Annotated in this window: 17 protein-coding genes; 9 read left to right on the forward strand and 8 right to left on the reverse strand. The window is 36.9% G+C overall.

What is annotated here, in order from left to right; translation table 11 throughout:
* Positions 1-3 precede the first annotated feature (3 nt).
* From LV704_RS00850 to LV704_RS00870, 5 genes are all read right to left on the reverse strand, one after another.
* Positions 4-558 carry an RNA polymerase sigma factor gene (locus LV704_RS00850; RefSeq protein ID WP_163423888.1) on the reverse strand — a complete coding sequence of 185 codons (555 nt, stop codon included), beginning with the start codon at positions 556-558 and terminating at the stop codon, positions 4-6.
* Between the two features lie 337 nt (positions 559-895).
* On the reverse strand, positions 896-1,657 hold the full coding sequence (locus LV704_RS00855; RefSeq protein ID WP_163423889.1) for a GIN domain-containing protein: 762 nt from the start codon (positions 1,655-1,657) through the stop codon (positions 896-898).
* 33 nt (positions 1,658-1,690) lie between these two features.
* Positions 1,691-2,686, reverse strand: coding sequence for a prolyl oligopeptidase family serine peptidase (locus LV704_RS00860; RefSeq protein WP_163423890.1), 996 nt, complete (start codon positions 2,684-2,686; stop codon positions 1,691-1,693).
* 450 nt (positions 2,687-3,136) lie between these two features.
* Complete coding sequence (locus LV704_RS00865; protein WP_163424038.1) at positions 3,137-4,132, reverse strand: IS110 family transposase; 996 nt, start codon at positions 4,130-4,132, stop codon at positions 3,137-3,139.
* Positions 4,133-4,799: 667 nt separating this feature from the next.
* Entirely contained in the window at positions 4,800-6,059 is a 1,260-nt protein-coding gene (locus tag LV704_RS00870; RefSeq protein WP_233782110.1) for a site-specific integrase, read from the reverse strand.
* Between the two features lie 556 nt (positions 6,060-6,615).
* Here LV704_RS00870 and LV704_RS00875 point away from each other — a divergent pair.
* From LV704_RS00875 to LV704_RS00890, 4 genes are all read left to right on the forward strand, one after another.
* A complete protein-coding gene (locus tag LV704_RS00875) occupies positions 6,616-7,443 on the forward strand; it encodes an RteC domain-containing protein (protein ID WP_163423485.1) in 828 nt (275 codons plus the stop codon).
* Between the two features lie 160 nt (positions 7,444-7,603).
* Positions 7,604-7,906: a helix-turn-helix domain-containing protein gene (locus LV704_RS00880; RefSeq protein WP_163423484.1), complete on the forward strand. Its 303-nt coding sequence runs from the start codon at positions 7,604-7,606 to the stop codon at positions 7,904-7,906.
* Complete coding sequence (locus LV704_RS00885; RefSeq protein WP_163423483.1) at positions 7,887-9,002, forward strand: hypothetical protein; 1,116 nt, start codon at positions 7,887-7,889, stop codon at positions 9,000-9,002. The genes LV704_RS00880 and LV704_RS00885 overlap by 20 nt, the downstream gene beginning before the upstream one ends.
* A 1-nt stretch (position 9,003) precedes the next feature.
* Positions 9,004-9,519: an ORF6N domain-containing protein gene (locus tag LV704_RS00890; protein ID WP_163423482.1), complete on the forward strand. Its 516-nt coding sequence runs from the start codon at positions 9,004-9,006 to the stop codon at positions 9,517-9,519.
* 25 nt (positions 9,520-9,544) lie between these two features.
* On the opposite strand, the gene LV704_RS00895 is transcribed toward LV704_RS00890, so the two are convergent.
* Positions 9,545-10,681: a hypothetical protein gene (locus LV704_RS00895; RefSeq protein ID WP_163423481.1), complete on the reverse strand. Its 1,137-nt coding sequence runs from the start codon at positions 10,679-10,681 to the stop codon at positions 9,545-9,547.
* 139 nt (positions 10,682-10,820) lie between these two features.
* On the opposite strand from LV704_RS00895, the gene LV704_RS00900 reads away from it, so the two are divergent.
* On the forward strand, positions 10,821-12,476 hold the full coding sequence (locus tag LV704_RS00900; RefSeq protein ID WP_163423480.1) for a DUF262 domain-containing protein: 1,656 nt from the start codon (positions 10,821-10,823) through the stop codon (positions 12,474-12,476).
* Between the two features lie 26 nt (positions 12,477-12,502).
* On the opposite strand, the gene LV704_RS00905 is transcribed toward LV704_RS00900, so the two are convergent.
* Both LV704_RS00905 and LV704_RS00910 read right to left on the reverse strand, forming a co-directional pair.
* Positions 12,503-12,943: a hypothetical protein gene (locus tag LV704_RS00905; RefSeq protein WP_163423479.1), complete on the reverse strand. Its 441-nt coding sequence runs from the start codon at positions 12,941-12,943 to the stop codon at positions 12,503-12,505.
* A 137-nt stretch (positions 12,944-13,080) separates the two neighbouring features.
* Positions 13,081-13,737: an N-acetylmuramoyl-L-alanine amidase gene (locus LV704_RS00910; RefSeq protein WP_233782111.1), complete on the reverse strand. Its 657-nt coding sequence runs from the start codon at positions 13,735-13,737 to the stop codon at positions 13,081-13,083.
* Positions 13,738-13,913: 176 nt separating this feature from the next.
* Here LV704_RS00910 and LV704_RS00915 point away from each other — a divergent pair, with 176 nt between their 5' ends.
* The 4 genes from LV704_RS00915 to LV704_RS00930 are packed head-to-tail and all read left to right on the forward strand — an operon-like array spanning position 13,914 to position 17,491.
* Entirely contained in the window at positions 13,914-14,201 is a 288-nt protein-coding gene (locus LV704_RS00915; protein WP_163423478.1) for a hypothetical protein, read from the forward strand.
* Between the two features lie 35 nt (positions 14,202-14,236).
* Positions 14,237-14,521 carry a hypothetical protein gene (locus LV704_RS00920; protein WP_163423477.1) on the forward strand — a complete coding sequence of 95 codons (285 nt, stop codon included), beginning with the start codon at positions 14,237-14,239 and terminating at the stop codon, positions 14,519-14,521.
* Complete coding sequence (locus LV704_RS00925; protein WP_163423476.1) at positions 14,508-16,925, forward strand: TraG family conjugative transposon ATPase; 2,418 nt, start codon at positions 14,508-14,510, stop codon at positions 16,923-16,925. Before LV704_RS00920 ends, LV704_RS00925 begins: the two co-directional genes overlap by 14 nt.
* Positions 16,922-17,491: a conjugal transfer protein gene (locus tag LV704_RS00930; protein ID WP_163423475.1), complete on the forward strand. Its 570-nt coding sequence runs from the start codon at positions 16,922-16,924 to the stop codon at positions 17,489-17,491. The genes LV704_RS00925 and LV704_RS00930 overlap by 4 nt, the downstream gene beginning before the upstream one ends.
* The last annotated feature ends 2 nt before the right edge of the window (positions 17,492-17,493 follow it).

Here is a 17,493-nt window from a genome sequence, read left to right on the forward strand (position 1 = left end):
AGTTTACTTTTTTTCGAGTTTTAAAAAAACCTCTCTTAAGTCATTCAAAGCACGATGTGCCCTTACCCGTGCGGCCCCTTCGCTACAATCCATGATTTTTGATATTTCCGGAAATTTTATTCCTTGATATATGTTCAATGTCAATATTTCACGTTTTTCGGGACTTATTTTTTGCATGGCCAGTCTTAATAGTTCGGCATTGTCCCGGTTTTGAAATTCCACCTCGATATTACCTGAATCTCTAAGCTCGTAATCGTTTGTCAAATGCAATTCCGAATGTTCTTTTTTTAAATTTTTATTGTAATAATCGTAGTACAGGTTCCTTGATAGTTTAAATATCCAAGCATCAAAAGAGCCTTCACCCCTATAACTGTGCCTGTATTTCAAGACCTTTATGAATACGTTCTGCACCAGATCCTCACTAAGCTGGCTGTTTCCACTCATGTGGTAGTAAAAGCCGAACAATTGCTTCCAATGACGCTCATAGAGCAGACCAAGCTTCTCCAAGTCTCCAGATTTTACTTTTAACATTAATTCGTGGTCCTCCTGTGAATGCAATTGACTTTGGTTTAGGTATCTATTGGTAATAACAGCTTTTTTTTAAAAGTGTTACAGGATTTTTTTGAAAATGGTTTTCCCGAAATAAAAAAACTGGCACATAGAATACGGAAATAGCATGAGGGAAACCTTTCATCATGACAAAATATTAAAGGTAGTTGAGAAGATCTATCACATCAATGGTAAGAACAAGATGCAGAGTAACGATCGTCCATACGAAATTCGTCAAATAAACAGCAAGATACTAGTCCCTTATAGCTATCATTTTCTGTGGCAGAAAGAATTTCTTTTATTTTTTACAATCTTATTGCTAAGCCGATTTGATTGGAAGAATTTTTTAATGGGAATCCTTAATTTTTCGGATTTTGGCCTTGCCTATGATGATGCCCCTATTTACATTAGGACTACCGTCGTACTCAACTAAGGCTTCGCCGTAAGCCGTAACTTTTAGTTTTTTCCTGACATTGAACTTAAAAGTACCTTCTCCAAAGGCCGTGACCTTGCTTTTGCGATTGTCCGTAGCCACTGTATTTACGCTGCTTTTGCCAAATGCTATATATCTTTGTCGTCCGATAACGCCCGATTTGACCGTCAAATCTCCTTCCCCGTATATGGAAGCTCTTAAAGTTCCAAGGTCGACCGAATCAAGAACCACCTTGGATTCCCCATAAACCCATAATCTAAATCTATCCTGTTTTAATGGACTTTGACATATCATGGTCTGTTCGCCCCTTACAGAAATTTTTTTTAACCGTTTATAGTTTATGGTGGCTATGACTTCGGTTCCTGAGTACCGAGGGATTTTATTCTTTTTGTATTTCGAGTATACCTTTTCTTTTCTGGTCAGGAATTTAGCACCGTCCAGGTATATGCGTAAAGTTCTACCAATGACCTTGATCCTGATTTTTTCAGGGTCGACACTCATGTCATCAATATTAACAGTTTCATGGTCTCCTTCTACAAATCTTACCTTGATGTGTGGACTGATAATCACTTTTTCGAAGGGATCTACATTTGCAGATATAGATTGCGAAACGCCTTTCCCAGAAAAAAACAAAAATGTGCTTAGTAATATACCATATCTGATGTAATCTATCATAATACAAATATTTTAAGTATCTAATACCTTGATTTACTTAATCTTTTTGGCAGGCCAAGCCCTTTCTTCAAGAACATTGAAGCTCAATACTTCATCATCTTCTATAATAAACTCTACTCCTATAATCGGGTCTTCTTCTAGATAGAATAAAGATTTAGATTCGGCGTGTATCGGTAGAGGTCCCTCTCCCTCATACTTTATGTATAATTGGTCCCGATCATATAGTATTCTCAGGGTATCTTCTTTTCGATCCTGCAAGATATACTCCCCTACATAGCTTTCATAAGTCTCTTTTTTTAACCGCAAAGGTTCGGGAACGTTTTTATCCCTGCTCTGATCTAACATCCAGGTGTACCAGGCATCATTTTTCAAAGTCTTTCCCCAAACATCGACAAGCTTATGGCCGATCCCTGGATAAATCGTAAATTCTGCGTCTGAGCCGTATACTTTTAGTTGTTTCATCGTTTCATAGTTGCATGCCTTGTCTACAACTGCATCCTTTTCGCCGTGGATTATCCATGTAGGGATGTTTCGTACCCGCCATATTCTCTTTAGATCCGATTGGTCTGCGCAGCCTGCTATTGGCGATATAGCAGCAAATTTTTCTGGGTTTTGAAATACCCATTCCCAGGTACCATAGCCTCCCATACTATATCCGGTAAGATATATCCTGTCCTCATCCACAGCATATTCCTTTACAATATCGTCAAGCAAATTATTCAATATCTCCACATTCCATCTTCCTTTATTGCACATGGGATTTACTATCAACATTGGAAAATCTTTGCCTGAAGAGATTAGATGTGGTAGAAATGCATATGGCAGGGTTTCTATGGTAACATTACGGTCGGTACCATGCAAGTTGATCATCAATGGCCATTTTTTCTCTGATTCCTCATCATATCCGGGAGGAGTATAAATCAAATAGTCTGTTTTTATGACCAACTGTTTGGCTACCTGTTGGGAATTTACGTAGTTCATTGTCAGCAGGATACATAATGCCAAGAATCCAAGATTGTGTTTTGTCATTTTGAAAGCTTTAGTTTTTTTGGTTGAACCCTTTATAAGATACAACATGGTTTTTTGAAAAGTGTTACAGAAATTTGAATGTTATTTACACTGAACAAATGGAGTCTTTTAAATTGGCCATTTTAAAAGACACTTTTGCTATTGGCAGGAACCTTTGATTATGAAGTCCCATTTCTGGTCTTTTGTAGTATTCTCGTTAATACACCTTTTATGAGACAGTTGGATACCCATATTCAGTTTCTTATAGCATTTTGATTTCAATTAATACTAAACAGATTTATATTTTATTTCTAATAATCTGATTTTCTTTAGATTTTATGAATCAGTGAAATTTGGAGTGTTTTGCCTAAATATGATTGAGACGAAAGGCACTTAGTGTTTACATTTTTTGTCCTGCCAGCAGGACGAGGAATGATTTCCATGTTAAAACCAAGGAAAAAATAAAAAATGTCAACTAATAGTTTTTACATAAGGTTTTTGTCTTTTGACCACGGCACAGATTCGATGAACGAGTTTGTTCCTGACGTTGTTGACGATGAGCATTTTGTTTTTCCCTTCTTCGACTTTTCGCAAAAAGTAGGTTCTGATGTCAGGGTCATGATTAATCGCAGCCAGGGCGGACATATGCAGGTGTTTTTTAAGCGTCCTGTTTGCCATAGGATGGACTCTGGACTTCCGGTGTATAGATTCTCCAGAGGTATATTCAAAAGGCACTACACCGCTATAACAGGCAAGTTGTTTAGGATTGTCATATCGGGTAAAGAAGTTGGTAAATATGGTAAAGTGAAGTGCAGTGATTTGTCCGATTCCAGTAACGGAAGTCACCAATCCAACGGTCTTATTGAGCTTATCATCAGAAAGCACCAGTTTTTTAATTTCAGCTTCAATACGGTTAATTTCGTCATTAAGGTTTTTGTTAATTTTTTTAAGGTTGCGTTTGGCAAGCTTTCCAAGCTCAGGAGAGAACAGTTCCAGTTCATTGGGGTACTTGTTCACGTCCGCTCTGGTATTGACGAGCTTTCTTCTGATCTTGAGCAATATCTTCACCTTTTCGAGTATTTCCGGCATTGGCCTGTAAAGCTCAAGCTCTTTATGGTTTTTAGAGGCGTATATGGCGATACGTTTGGCATCTACCCTATCGCTCTTACCTCTGACAACACCTATGCTCTTGGTAATCTGTATGGGCATTTCCACACAAAAGCTGGCTTGTTTTTCGACAAGTTTGGTAATAAGGATTTTTCCATAGACACCCGTATGTTCCATGCATATAAGCGTGTTGGACAGAGGAATCTTTTGGTTTTTAAGAAGTCTGATAAAGGCATTGGCACCTTTTCTGGTGTTTTCGAATACATACGAGGTAGTCCTGTCATTATCAATGATGGCCACGTCGAAGAACCTTTTCGACAGGTCGATACCGATAAAGAATTTAAAGTCTTGTTTGTTCATAATGAATAAGTTTTAAGATAGCATGGCCAGTACCCAGATACTCATCGAACCCCTGATAATAGGCCTATAAGCCTGAATTTCCATCTGATGCCTGTCCGGAGTAAACCAATAAGGGCTTTTATCAAATAAAGTATAAGTCTTGAAACTTTGAAAAGCGTATAATTCGCCCTAATCAGTTTGGCCACAGCCAATAATTATTGAGAGTTTTCCCCCGATAGAAAGTTACTTATTACAAGAACCAACTATCATAAAAAAATCTCTATATCAGCGTGATTGTAAAACTAAGGGGGGGTAAAGCAAGAGGGTAACACGCTAACGCGATGTTACGTTTCTTAGTTAGTTGATTTTCAGTAAATTATGCGGGATTTAGTTTGGGCCAAAAAAAGTTTTTGCTGTAAAAACCTTGGTAGGCTCAGTAAACATTGGAATTTTTTACAGTAAAAAATATTGTTTACCTCGGTTTGCAACCGTTTGGGAGACTGTTTTTCTCAAATCAATTTTGACATTGTTTAGAGCAGTTTGAAGTTTCAATCTTTAGATTGGGAAAAAGGATATTAAAGATATGGTAGGTGCGCCCTATTTCAATTTTACTAGACGCTTATCTTTCGGAACGCTATAAAATCGAAACAGGATCCAAGCGCAAAGTTTAAGGGTAAGATTTGGGGAGTTAGCTTCCCAGGTTCTTTTTGGCTTTATAAAGGTTCATTAGGTTTTGCATGTCCTCCCCTACCTTCTTCTGTAAAACTCTAGCATAAATCTGTGTAGTGGATAATTTGGTGTGCCCCAAAAGCTTTGATACGGTTTCAATTGGAACCCCATTGGATAATGTCACTGTCGTGGCGAAGGTATGCCTAGCTACGTGAAAAGTAATATTCTTATAGATATGGGAAGCCATTGCAATCTCCTTCAAGTATTTATTGGTCTTTTGGTTACTATATACCGGTAGAAGTTTCCCGGTACGCTTTGATCCTTCTTCATACTTGTTTATTATTTCCCAAGCTCTTGGTAAAAGTGGAATCTTGAGTGGTTCGTCCGTTTTTGCCCTTTTGGTATGTATCCATCGGTTCCCGTCCAACCCAATAAGTATTTGATCGGGTCTTAAATCCTTAATATCGATGTAGGATAACCCCGTATAGCAACTGAAAAGGAAAATATCCTTGACCCTTTTCAGACCAATGATCATAAAATTGGTTTCTTCCAAAAGATTTAGTTCCCTTTCCGTAAGATAGTCCCGCTCGTTTTTAATGAAACGTAACTTATAGTTTTTGAATGGATTTTTATCCAACCACTCCATTCGAATTGCCATGTTGGTTATTTTCATAAGTCGGGACATATGTTTCATCACACCGTTATTTGAACATATCTTTCTTTCTTTTTTGGGCTTGTATGTCCGTATGAAATTCTCAAAATCAACGATAAACCTATAGTTGAGTTGCACCAAATAGATGTCATCGGTCTTTAGTCTTTCCTGAAGAAACTCTTTCAAGTACCTTTCCGTCGAAAAGTAGTTCTTTAAGGTACCTGCCTTTAGTTCGTTGTTGATGTTCCTGTTATGAAAGGCTACGGCTTGCATCAAAGTTATACGTTGTTCATCCTCTCCGAGGTACCTCAGCTTGATCGCTTTTGCCGTGATCAGTTTCCTTTCGGAATGTAGTTGTTTGTGTGCATTGAGGACTTCCGCATATACATCATCCAAATATGCATTGAGCAAAATCAGGTTTTCAGAGGTTTCTTTGGCCCGACATCTGAAAATATCCCAATTGCTCATTGCGATGTCCCGTTTAATACTGAGTTCTGCTCGTTCCTTATTGACGGTAATTCGGACGTAAATGTCCAACCATTCTGGATTGTTACGCTTTTTCCTGGTGAAGAAAATCACTCCTAAAGTGCTGTCTGTACGCATACTGCAAGTCTTTCTGTTAAACATTGTTTTGTTTAAAGACTACATCTAAATTGCTCTAAATGTCACTTAAAGTTAGCACAAAATGCATACCGCTTTGCACACCGAATTGCACACCAAAAGGGTGGTTTCAGATGATATCATATGAATGCAAGGAAAATGAAAAACCCTGCTAATCAATAAATTAGCAGGGTTTGATTCCACTTGAAAAGTGGTTCGTCGGGGTGGCAGAAGGCCAACCCATTTCTTATATCCCTTTAAAATCGGGCACTTTCTCTGTTTTTGATTTTTTTGTTCCCGATTTGTTCCCTTTTTATATGATTTAACTTGTGTTAATTTATATTCCAAGATACAAAAACTATGAACCAGAAACAACTTAAACCACCGGCAAACTCATTGAAAAACACCATTTACTCAATGCTCCTTTGAACTCTTCCACAATTGTTATAGCTTTTATAATTAACAAGAATTAAGGCACAATAATTGATATTAATTTTTAATATGGTCTGACCTTTAATTAAGCATAGCCCCAATTTAAGAATGCCTTGACCTGCTATGGTTACTAACGCTCAAAGGTCAGCTTATGGAATTACAACTACTATCCCAAGAACTTTCGGAAGAATTGGCAAGAATCGAATCGATTACCAAAGATGTAGTCAAAAAAAGTGATTTGTCCATCGTTTTATGTCGAAATCTATTAATTAAGTTCAAAAGAAGTATTTCAAAAATCAAATTCCACTCCCCCACTGAAGAGATCCATTTTTTTAAGCAGATCAAACAGATACCTCTTAGCAACTTGGTGTACTTTTTTGAACTTAAGTCCTTTGAAATACACTATCCAAAAGGCAGTGATTCTTCCAAGAAAAAATATATCAACAGAAAGCTTAAGAAGTTGAATGTGTTTTTCTCCCATAATCTTGACTTTATACAATACATCGACCAAGAGAAAACCTATTTGGATACCCATTACTTTACAAGAGCGTTTTTCGATGAATTCAACATTACTCATGCCCGTTATTATTTTAGGGATCCCGATTTTAGCACCTCCCATGATTTATTGCTAGCCAAATTGAGTGCCAATCGAAGATTAATAGTTTATATGGACCAAAGACTATCCAACATTGGAAGATTGAATGGCCATGTAATTACTCCCTCAAACCGTTTAAACTGGACTGGAAGTAAAACAGATATGACCGAATTGGTATATGCACTAAAAAGTTCCGGAGCAATTAACCAAGGTAGGGCCAGTATTCGTGAGATTACCAAAGCATTGGAGCAACTATTTCATTTTAGAAGTGGTGACCCATATCAAAACTACAGGGAGATTCGAATCAGGAAAAAGAGCCGTACCAAATTCTTGGATAATTTAACCATCAGTTTACAATCTGATTTGGACAAAGCTGACGAATAACAAATACTCCATAGCCACACCTTCAAGATGTTAAAATTTTACCCTACCTGGGGAGAACTGGTGATTTTTTTCCTTTAAATCCATTCAAGTTTGTACAAAGAATGTCAAACGATATGGATTGGGTACAAATCAAAATCCAATCCTTAAAAAAAGAATAGTTATGCCAGCGAATATCATTACCGCAGATGATTTAAAGGAGTTCAAAGAAAAACTTGTCTCCGAAATCAAGGAACTCTTGAATAATTACAATCGTATCACAATTGACAAATGGATCAAATCGAACATTGTGATGAAAAAATTGGGCATTAGCCCGGGCACTTTGCAGAACTTCCGAATCAATGAAACCATACCTTTTTCCAAACTGGGAGGTATCATTTATTACGATGAGGAAGAAATCGACGAGATTTTAAAAAACAATAAGAACTTCTTTTTAAAAAATCGAAATGATAGTCGCTACATATAACATCCAGAACATTTTTTACCGCGACAGGGTCTTGATAAAAAAGTACCGAGAAGAAAATCGTGAATTATGGATTAAGGAGTTTGAAACACTAATGCTTAAGAGAATGCGTACCAACGAAGAATTCAATCGAATGCGCGCTTTATCGCAGCTCCTGGGTTTTGAGGATTCTCAGCACAGTCCGTACTTCACGATGATACACAAAATGGGGCAATTGTTTTTAAAGAAGGAGGTAGCGGTAAACACCCACAGGGCAACACATTTAACGGATTGGAACGGTTGGGTAAAACTAAACTCTAATCCCATAAATGATATCGCTATTGAGAATAAGGGTAAAATTATCAAAGAAGCATCAGCGGATATACTCATTTTATTGGAAGTTGAGGACAGGACTTCGTTGTTGGAATTTAATAAGTATTTCTTATCTCATGCCTATACTCATATGTTGTATTTGGAAACCAATGATATTTACGGCAGGGGAATTGGTGTGTTGACCAAAGAGGGTTATGAGGTAAAATCGATGAAATCCCACGTCAACGATTTTGATGATGACGGTAATCCCATTTTTGATATGGATTTGCAGGAATATAAAATCAGCACACCCAATGGGACACTTGTAACCGTATTATCCACCTGTTTTTTAGAGGACACCCAAAACCCTGCACAATCCAATACTAAGATTGAAATTCAATCCAAAAGGATTGCAGAAGTATATCAAACATTAAATGTTTCGAATAGTTTGATTGCCGTTGTGGGCACTTTAAATGTACCGTCATATAGTAAACTGCTTTCGTCCATAATTGGGGAAACCGATTTACGAGATGTTTCAAAGCATCACACGTTCGAGGTGGATTTAGACAAGGGAAAGGACTCCAGATATTTCCGTTTGGGAGCCTATAAAATGGGCGTGAACATAAAGCAACGTGATTATTTGATGCTCTCAACCAGATTATTCAAAGCCGTAAAAAATAGCGGATTGATTCGAAAAGGGATTTGGTTTAAAAAACGACCACAATGGGAAATGCTCAAAAGCATTAAGAATGAAACGCATATGGCAAGTGAACACCCTTTGGTATGGTCGCAACTAAAAATTGGATAAGATGGAACTACAGGCGATACAAAATAGAATTTATGAGGTGCGGGGGCAAAAAGTACTTTTAGATTTTGACCTTGCAGCAATGTATGGAACGGAAACCAAAAGGTTAAAAGAAGCTGTGAGAAGAAATATAGAGCGTTTCCCATCCGACTTTATGTTTGAATTGACCAATGAAGAACATAAATCTTTAAGGACGCAATCTGCGACCTTAGAAAAAAACGGGCGTGGCAAGTTTAGCAAATACAATCCTTTTGCTTTTACCGAACAAGGTATTGCAATGTTGGCAAGCGTATTGCGCAGCTCCAAGGCCATTGAGGTCAACATACAGATTGTACGTGCTTTTGTTTTCCTTAGAAAGTATGCCTTATCCCATTCGGAATTGACCCTTAAACTCCAAGAATTGGAAGCCAAGTATAATAAACAATTTAAGGACGTTTTTGAGGCGATTAATTTTCTACTTCAAAAGGATAAAATTGAAACGGACCAAAAAAAACGGAATAGGGTAGGATTTAAAAAGTAAAATATAAATACCGTATGAATCTCAGTTATTCTACAATATCTTTTACTACCCTTTCATCATTATATGGATGAAAATCTTTCAAACTTCCAGTTGACTCAATTTCAATCCTATAATAATGTCCATCAAAATAAACACTCCTTTTTCCCATTCGTCTAAATGATGCTTCAGGGGTATCTTTAAAATGCGCTTGAATCTCTTTGTTTATGCTTTCTATGACCAACTTAATAACTCGAATTATATCTTCAAATTTATATTGAAATACAGATTTGATGGCAAACCTTTCTCCAACTTGAGTTTCTGCAACGTGTCGAGCATATATATGTACAAATCTTTCAAATTCTAAAAAGACGATTTTTTCTCCAAATGCAATAACTCTTTCATCATATTCTTTGCAAATCTTTTTAAGTGATTCTATCTCCTCACCATAATTCTCCGCAACCGTATTTATTCTTTCTGTGGAACGATTGATTTCAACATCTATAATCTGATTTTTGTATTGAATTTCATCAATCACAAGTTTGACAAATTCCTTAATTTCTTCTTCGTTGATTGTCAACTCTTGATACTTTAATCTAAGTTCTTCTAGCCTTACTTGTTGTTTTAGTTCATCATTGGCAAACTCTAGATAGTTCTTATAATCTTGCTCTTCCAGAGAGTGATTATAATGAATTCTGAATGCCCAATATTGTATTGTTTCTCTTGGAGAAAAAGCTTGTCCTTTAGAATGCCTTGAATGTAGAAAACCAAACCTAAATTGGTTCAACCCCTTCCAGCCATCGAAACTTGGTGCTTTTATATTTACGGTGTTCTGGATTTCTTTAGTCCCAGATTCTAGGAACCTGTTATATTTTGGAGTGTTGAGAGTAGAAATTGTTTCAATACTGCTAGCCTGTATTCCATCTTTATCTAAGTTAGTTTTTTGGTCGTTGGTTAGTTCTGCTATTCTTGATGGTTTAAATTTTATTTTTCTATCGGTTCTGGGGATATCTTTGTTTTGTAATAACTTTTCTAATTCAACCCTTTCCTCCAAGGTAAAAAGAAAAGTTCCCATTAAACGAAACCCAAATTTTTGATACTCCTCACTGTTATAGGCGAACTCGATTGACACAAACTTGTCAAACTGCCCATACATTGAGAATATTTCTTCGTGCGAAAAATTCATATTTTAAAAAGATTATCTTATTTCTAAATGGTTTGCTTACTCTTTAATATAGAGTATTTTATAAATAAATACGTTTTTCCTTATAATTATTTTCCTATTAAATTGTATGTTGTCTGCATCAAATCAATCGAACCTTTAAATGAAATTAGAAGCAGAAATAAAAAACATAAAGAAGATTTTAGTAGATGATGAAAACTTCTTTCAAATACCAGATTATCAAAGACCTTATTCGTGGGACAAGGAGAACATTTCAGACTTAATAGACGATATAATAACAGCCTTTTTACGAAATGATGGTGAGCATTATTTTTGTGGTTCCCTCGTTTTGGTAAATAATCAAACAGACCAGCGTTATGACATTATTGATGGACAGCAGCGTATAACAACCTTTACTATTATTGCTTGTGTTTTTCGAGAACTATACGGGAACGTTATAGGAAAAAAGCCGCATAAGTATATTGCCAATTCAATTCAAGATGAATACGAGGAAAGTAAAAGAAAATTAAAATTTCTCACGAACGAAAAGTATCAAATTGATTTTGAAGAAACTGTTCTGAAAAAGATAGATTTCATTGATACAAAAAACATTGAGAAATCTTTTCCCGACAATAGATATTTGCAAAATGCACACTTCGTAAAAGAATTTTTAGAAGAACGAATTGAGTCAAATAAAGTCAATATTGAAGATTTTATAATCTGGTTTTATGAAAACATTGTATTGACCACAATAATTTGCCCTTCACAAGATAGTGCTATTCAAATATTTAATGTGCTCAATGACAGGGGAATGCCTTTAAGTTCCATAGATATTTTAAAATCTACATTGATGTCTAAATTACCCTCCAAAGAAGATAGAAAGGCATTCAAGGTCAAATGGGAATCAATAAATTCCAATCTAAGCTTTTCTAATTTGGAGATTGACAGTATGTTAAATACCTATTTATATTATAAAATAACCTCCAATCCTAAAAATCGGTTGGATAAAGAGCTGATTGAAGTCTTTGCTAAAGAGGGTAAATCCTCACTTCAGATTATTAAGGAAGTAAGTGATTTTTCGGATTCTTTTATTGAAATGTCCAATCAAGAGGATAAATACGTTTATTGCCTAAGATATTTAAGACATAAAATTTATTGGAATAGTATTTTAACTACGGCACTCTTTGAAAAGTATTCTGAAATACAGAAACTACGAGAATTAATGGTAGCCTACTACTATCAAAATTGGATTGCTGGCGCTACGGTAGCTAGAATAAAGCAGACCTCTTTTAATGTTTTGAAATTGGTGAAAAACAATGCAGGTATTGAACAAATTGAAAATGAGTTTAAATCTAACCTTGATAAGTATTCCACTACAAAAACATTTAAAGAGTCAATTGAGAGTAATACGGTTTATGGAAGAAAATGGGATAGAGCAGTATTGCTTTTAATTGAATATTTTTCCACGGATGAAGATAAAAACTCATTTATTCCTTTAGGGCCAAAATTACATTTGGAACATATTCTGCCAAAAACATTGACACCTTCTTGGAAAGAAACTTTTACTTCCGATGAAATACAACGGTGGACAGATTCCATAGGAAATTTGACACTGCTTTCTCTTCGTAAAAATGTCCAGGCCAAAAACAATAATTTTGAAGAAAAGAAAAATGCTTATCGGGATAAGGACAATGTTAGTACTTCATACGTCATAACCCAACAAGTTCTAGAAGAAAGTCAATGGAATGTAGCATCTCTACAAAGAAGAAAAGAAAGACTGTTGAATAAAGTGTACAATAAGACCTTTATCTTTAGCTAGTTAGAATAGTTCTGATTATGTAAGAGCTAACTAACCACCTCATAAACAAACTTACTCTTGGCATCTCCTATCCTTTGTGTCAATTCCAATTTAATGGGTATGATAATACTAGGTATACGTTCCAACTTCTGTAGGTATTCGCCCAACTCTTTTTTGTTTTCGAACATTACACCGTGCTCATTTTTTTGGTATTCGTGCAACCAAGCGTTAGAGCCATTGCTCACTTGGGCAGAAGAAACCAAAGGAATATTAAAGTAAACATCACAGCTAATATCTATATGAGTATGGTCAGATAAGCTAAAATCCTTGCCTATTGCTCGATTGAGTGTCATACAATGCTCTAATAGACTTTCTAAGAACTTACCGTTTTCATCTGCCTTAATGGGTTTTAGGACAGTCTTTAATTGCTTGAAGTTGTCCAACTGTCTTAATGGGCTTGGCTTTGATTCAATTTTAAATTTCATCATCTTTTATTTTACGTTAATAATTTCGAATAAGGTTCTATGAAAACCGCTGCTTTATAAATATCCATAATTCCTTTCCTACGGTTACTGTAATTTCTTTGAGCACTCCATATAGGCTAACAAATACATCCTTCATCATCTTAAATTTTAATGGCCATCAGCAAGGCCAATGCCAATGCGTTGATATTCTTTTCCAATTCTAAATAGGAGGCTTCATCCGTATTGGACAAAAAACCAAGCTCCACCAAAATAGCAGGACTTATTGCTATAGATTCACGTAATACCTGAAAATTGGCTCTTTTGATTCCCCTGCTTCTATAGCCCAATCGCTCTGTAAGTACCTCAATCATAGAAAGGGCAACAACTTTTGATTCCATTTGGTTTTCATTTTTCAAACTCGTTTTATTGTGCAGATACACTTCAATACCTGTGGCTTTTTCATTCTTGGCGTGGTTGCAATGCAACGAAATAAAAAGGTCAGGTCGTAAGACGTGAACCAATTGGGTTCGATGACTTAATGAAATTAGGGTATCCTTATACCTGGTGAGATATAGCTCGTAAGGATTATCAAGTAGTGTTCTGTTATACATCAACATTGCTTTTGCAATCGCCAAGGTGATATCCTTTTCTCTGCTATGATTGGCTCCTAAGGCACCAGAGTCTATTCCCCCGTGTCCAGCATCAATCATAATTACCTTTTTCTCCTGTGAAAACAGCATGTTGACAGGAACTAAAAAGAGAACAATAAGTAGTATTTTGAACTGTTTCATCGTAGCTGTGTTTTTTCGATTTCTCATTACACAATTTTTAAAGATTTCGGCCAATACCTCATTTTCCTTCAAAATTTAACGCCCGTACCCGTTAATATTTTTCGTTTTTCTCCCTTAACGGGCATTCACTTATAGATTTCGCAAAAAGTAAGTTCTAACAAGGTCGCTCTAAACCATTTAGGAGGCCATAAAACGTAAGCGTTATGAAAAAAGCGATGTATCTAACGTGGGCAATGCTCCCGATGAGCCTACCCACATTTGCACAAATTGGGGGTATTGAAGATTCCGTAAATGATGTTTCCGATACCATTAGGGCAATTTTCCCTTTGCTGCTCGGTGTCATTTTCCTTATCGGGTTCCTATTTAATGCGGGACATTTTTTTGGGGAGAATGCAGACCTTAAAAAAGGGATTACCCGTGTACTTGTCTTTGTACTTATTGCAGGTGCCGTGGTGGGCATCTTTACCTATCTCATTGGAATCGTAGTGTAAGCCTCATAGAGGCCTTTGTTATAAAACCTTATCCAGTGAAAAAGTACGAGGTATATAAGAACATTCGCAAAGGGGCTATGATATGGGGGCTTCCCATATCACTCTTTGCTATGATGATGCTCTCCATATTGGCATCGCTACTTGTCATCATTTTTTCATTCAGTTTGGTGGTAATCATTGTGGCTATGCTTTGGAACACCACCTTATATGTGGTGTTGACCAAAACTGCCCTTAAAGGAATTTCAGTGAATTTCAATACGGTGTTCCCAAAAATCATTAGCAACAAAAAAGAAAACCTGACACACTATGTCGATTATTAATATCGCTACATACAATCCCATCATTGAGATACAGGACAATGTCATCTTTGCCAATAATGGCAATATCATAACCTGTTATCAAGTGGAACTGCCTGAAATCTATTCTTTGTCCGAGAAGGATTTTGAGGATTTACACGGTATTTGGCTCCAGGCCTTAAAATCATTGCCCGTAGGCTGTGTTATTCATAAACAAGATGTATACCTCAAAAAAGCATTCAATTCTGAATACCTGACCAACGATACCTTTTTGGCAAAGGCGACTCTCCAACATTTTAAAGGAAGGGAATATATTGAGCATAAATGCTACCTGTTTTTCACTTTAGCGCGGAACAAAACGCTGAACAACCCCAAATATGTCAACCCTTTTAAAAAGGTTGGCAAAGGGATCTATCAAGGATTAAATCAGAATGTACATAGTTTCATTGGTTCGGTAAGTGATTCCATTACCTATATAAACAACAGCCGTAAGGTGTCGTTGCAACCTCTTGATAAGAAGCAAATTCTTGAACTGAACCGTAATTTTTTCAATGGCTTCAACATTGGATATGATACCGATATGCTTTTGGAAAAGTCCAAAGTGACCATTGGCAACAACCATTTTGATGTATTTGCGGTCAATAGCGAAGCCTGCTTTGGGGAGAGCGTCCAGACCAGTAAAATCAATGAGCGGTTCACTTCGGATGATTTTGTGTTTCACCAAGGCTATATCGATGGTCTGGGGCTTTCCTTAAATGAAAACCATATCGTCAACCAAATCATCTATCTGGATGATAAACACAAATGGCGCAAACTGCTAGATAAGAAAATTGAAGAACTCAAAAAGAGTTCAAATTTTGGAACGCAGAACAAGGTCATCCTTAAAAAGATTGAGCACATCGTCGCCCAAATCAACAATGATGATAATGCACGGATCGTAAGAGGGCACTTGAACATTGTTTTTTGGAGTGGGGAAACACAGGAGTTAAAACGCATTGGCTCCCGTATCAAGGCAGAGTACAAGGAATTGGATATTACCCCATATTATCCGAGAGGCGAGGAACGTAAAAACTATATCCTTAACAGTTGTCCTTGCTTTGCTTCCAACTTTTCCAATGAAGATGTATATGTGACCGACCTAAAGCACGCGCTATGTCTTTATATCAACAATACCAATTACAGAACGGACAAACAGGGTATCATCTTTAACGATCGGGAGCATAATATCCCTGTACTGAAAGATGTTTGGGACGAGCAAAAGAAACGCATCAAGGCACGCAACTTTGCCATTTTTGCACCTACGGGAGAGGGCAAATCGTTTTTAGCCAATAACATACTTAGGCAATATTTCGAGGCCGGCGTCCGGTTGGTCATTATCGATCTGGGCGGTTCGTATACCAAGTTTGCCAGCCTATATCCAAAACAGTCTGCCGTATTGCGCTATGAAAGCGGAAAGAGCTTGGGCATCAACCCTTTTTATATATCAAATCCCCAAGATGTGAGGCCTGAACGATTGGAGGACTTGTCCGTATTTCTATTTGAACTCATTGGAGAGGGAACAAAGCCAAAAAAGGAACAGTCCGTTGCTTTAAAGAAGATACTCCACATTTATTATAAAGAAAGGGGCAATGCCCCACATTCTCTCGATAGTTTTTACACCTATATCGAATCTCAACGGGAAGATTTATTGACGAAGCTCCATATTCATTCAGATTACTTTAATGTAGAAGGGTTTTTACACATTTTGTCGGAGTATGTACGGGAAGGACTTTACAGTTTCTTATTTGAAACAAATGAAGACCAATCTTATAAAATTGAGGACAAACGCCTGATTGTTTTTGAGCTGGATGAGGTAAAGGACAACAAGGAAATTCTTTCCGTGATGCTCAAATTGATTAAAACAGCCATACAGCGTACCATTTGGCAGAACAAAGAAGAAAAAGGGATTATCCTGTTCGATGAGTTTGCGAAACAATTGAAGTTTGAGAACGTATTGGAATCCGTGGAGTTCTACTATCAAGCTATCCGAAAACAAGAAGGTGCCATAGGTATCATTTTACAGTCCATCAACCAATTGCCAGACAACTCCACATCAGCAAGTATTCTGGAAAATACACAGGTCATTTACAGCCTGAACAATGAAAAGGGCTATGGTGAATTGGTCAAGAGATTGAACCTTTCTAGCCACGACCTAAATCAACTGAAATCCATAAAGAACAACCTGTCGGGAGAACGCAACTACACGGAGATTTTTATCAAAATTGGAAAAGAGAGCAACATCTTCAGATTGGAAGTCCCTAAAGAAGTATTTGCCGCCTATCTCACGGACGGCACAGACAACGAGGCCATAATGGCCCTTTACAAAGAAAATGGTTGTATGGAGACAGCTATAAGAGAATTCATTCATTTAAAATCAAAAGAGTTATGAGAAAATTCATTTTTATGTGCCTTTTGGTACTTGGGACGATAGGGCAAGTAAGTGCCCAAGGGATGCCAGTGTATGACAACACCAATTTTATCACGCTGGGCAAGCAAATTTTGGAAGCTGCAAAACAAACAGAAAACTTGATCAAAACGGTGGAGTTTATGCGGCAACAAAAAGAACGCATTGAAAAGGTGAGCAATGTGGTAAAACAATTGAAAGCGGTACGTGAACTTGCCCGTAACAATGAACGCCTCTTCGATGTGGTCAGGAATGATGTACGGCATATTTTAAACTCACCCTATATCAAGCCCGAGGAAATCACAAGAATATCCAAATCCTTTGAAAGTATCATTGAAAATTCATTGGAGGATTTGGATTTTGTACAGCAGATACTTTCCAGTGACTACCTAAAAATGACCGATGCCGAAAGGGCTGAGGTATTAAAGGAAAGGGAAACACGCTCTAAGGAAATGGTCGCCGAAATAGAGCGTAAGACCAAACGATACAATGACATCATTTCCTTTCGGGAAATGCAGGACAAAATCAATAACAGGGCTACAAATTATTAAAC

This window comes from Flagellimonas sp. CMM7, from assembly GCF_021390195.1.
In the GTDB taxonomy this organism is placed as follows: domain Bacteria; phylum Bacteroidota; class Bacteroidia; order Flavobacteriales; family Flavobacteriaceae; genus Flagellimonas.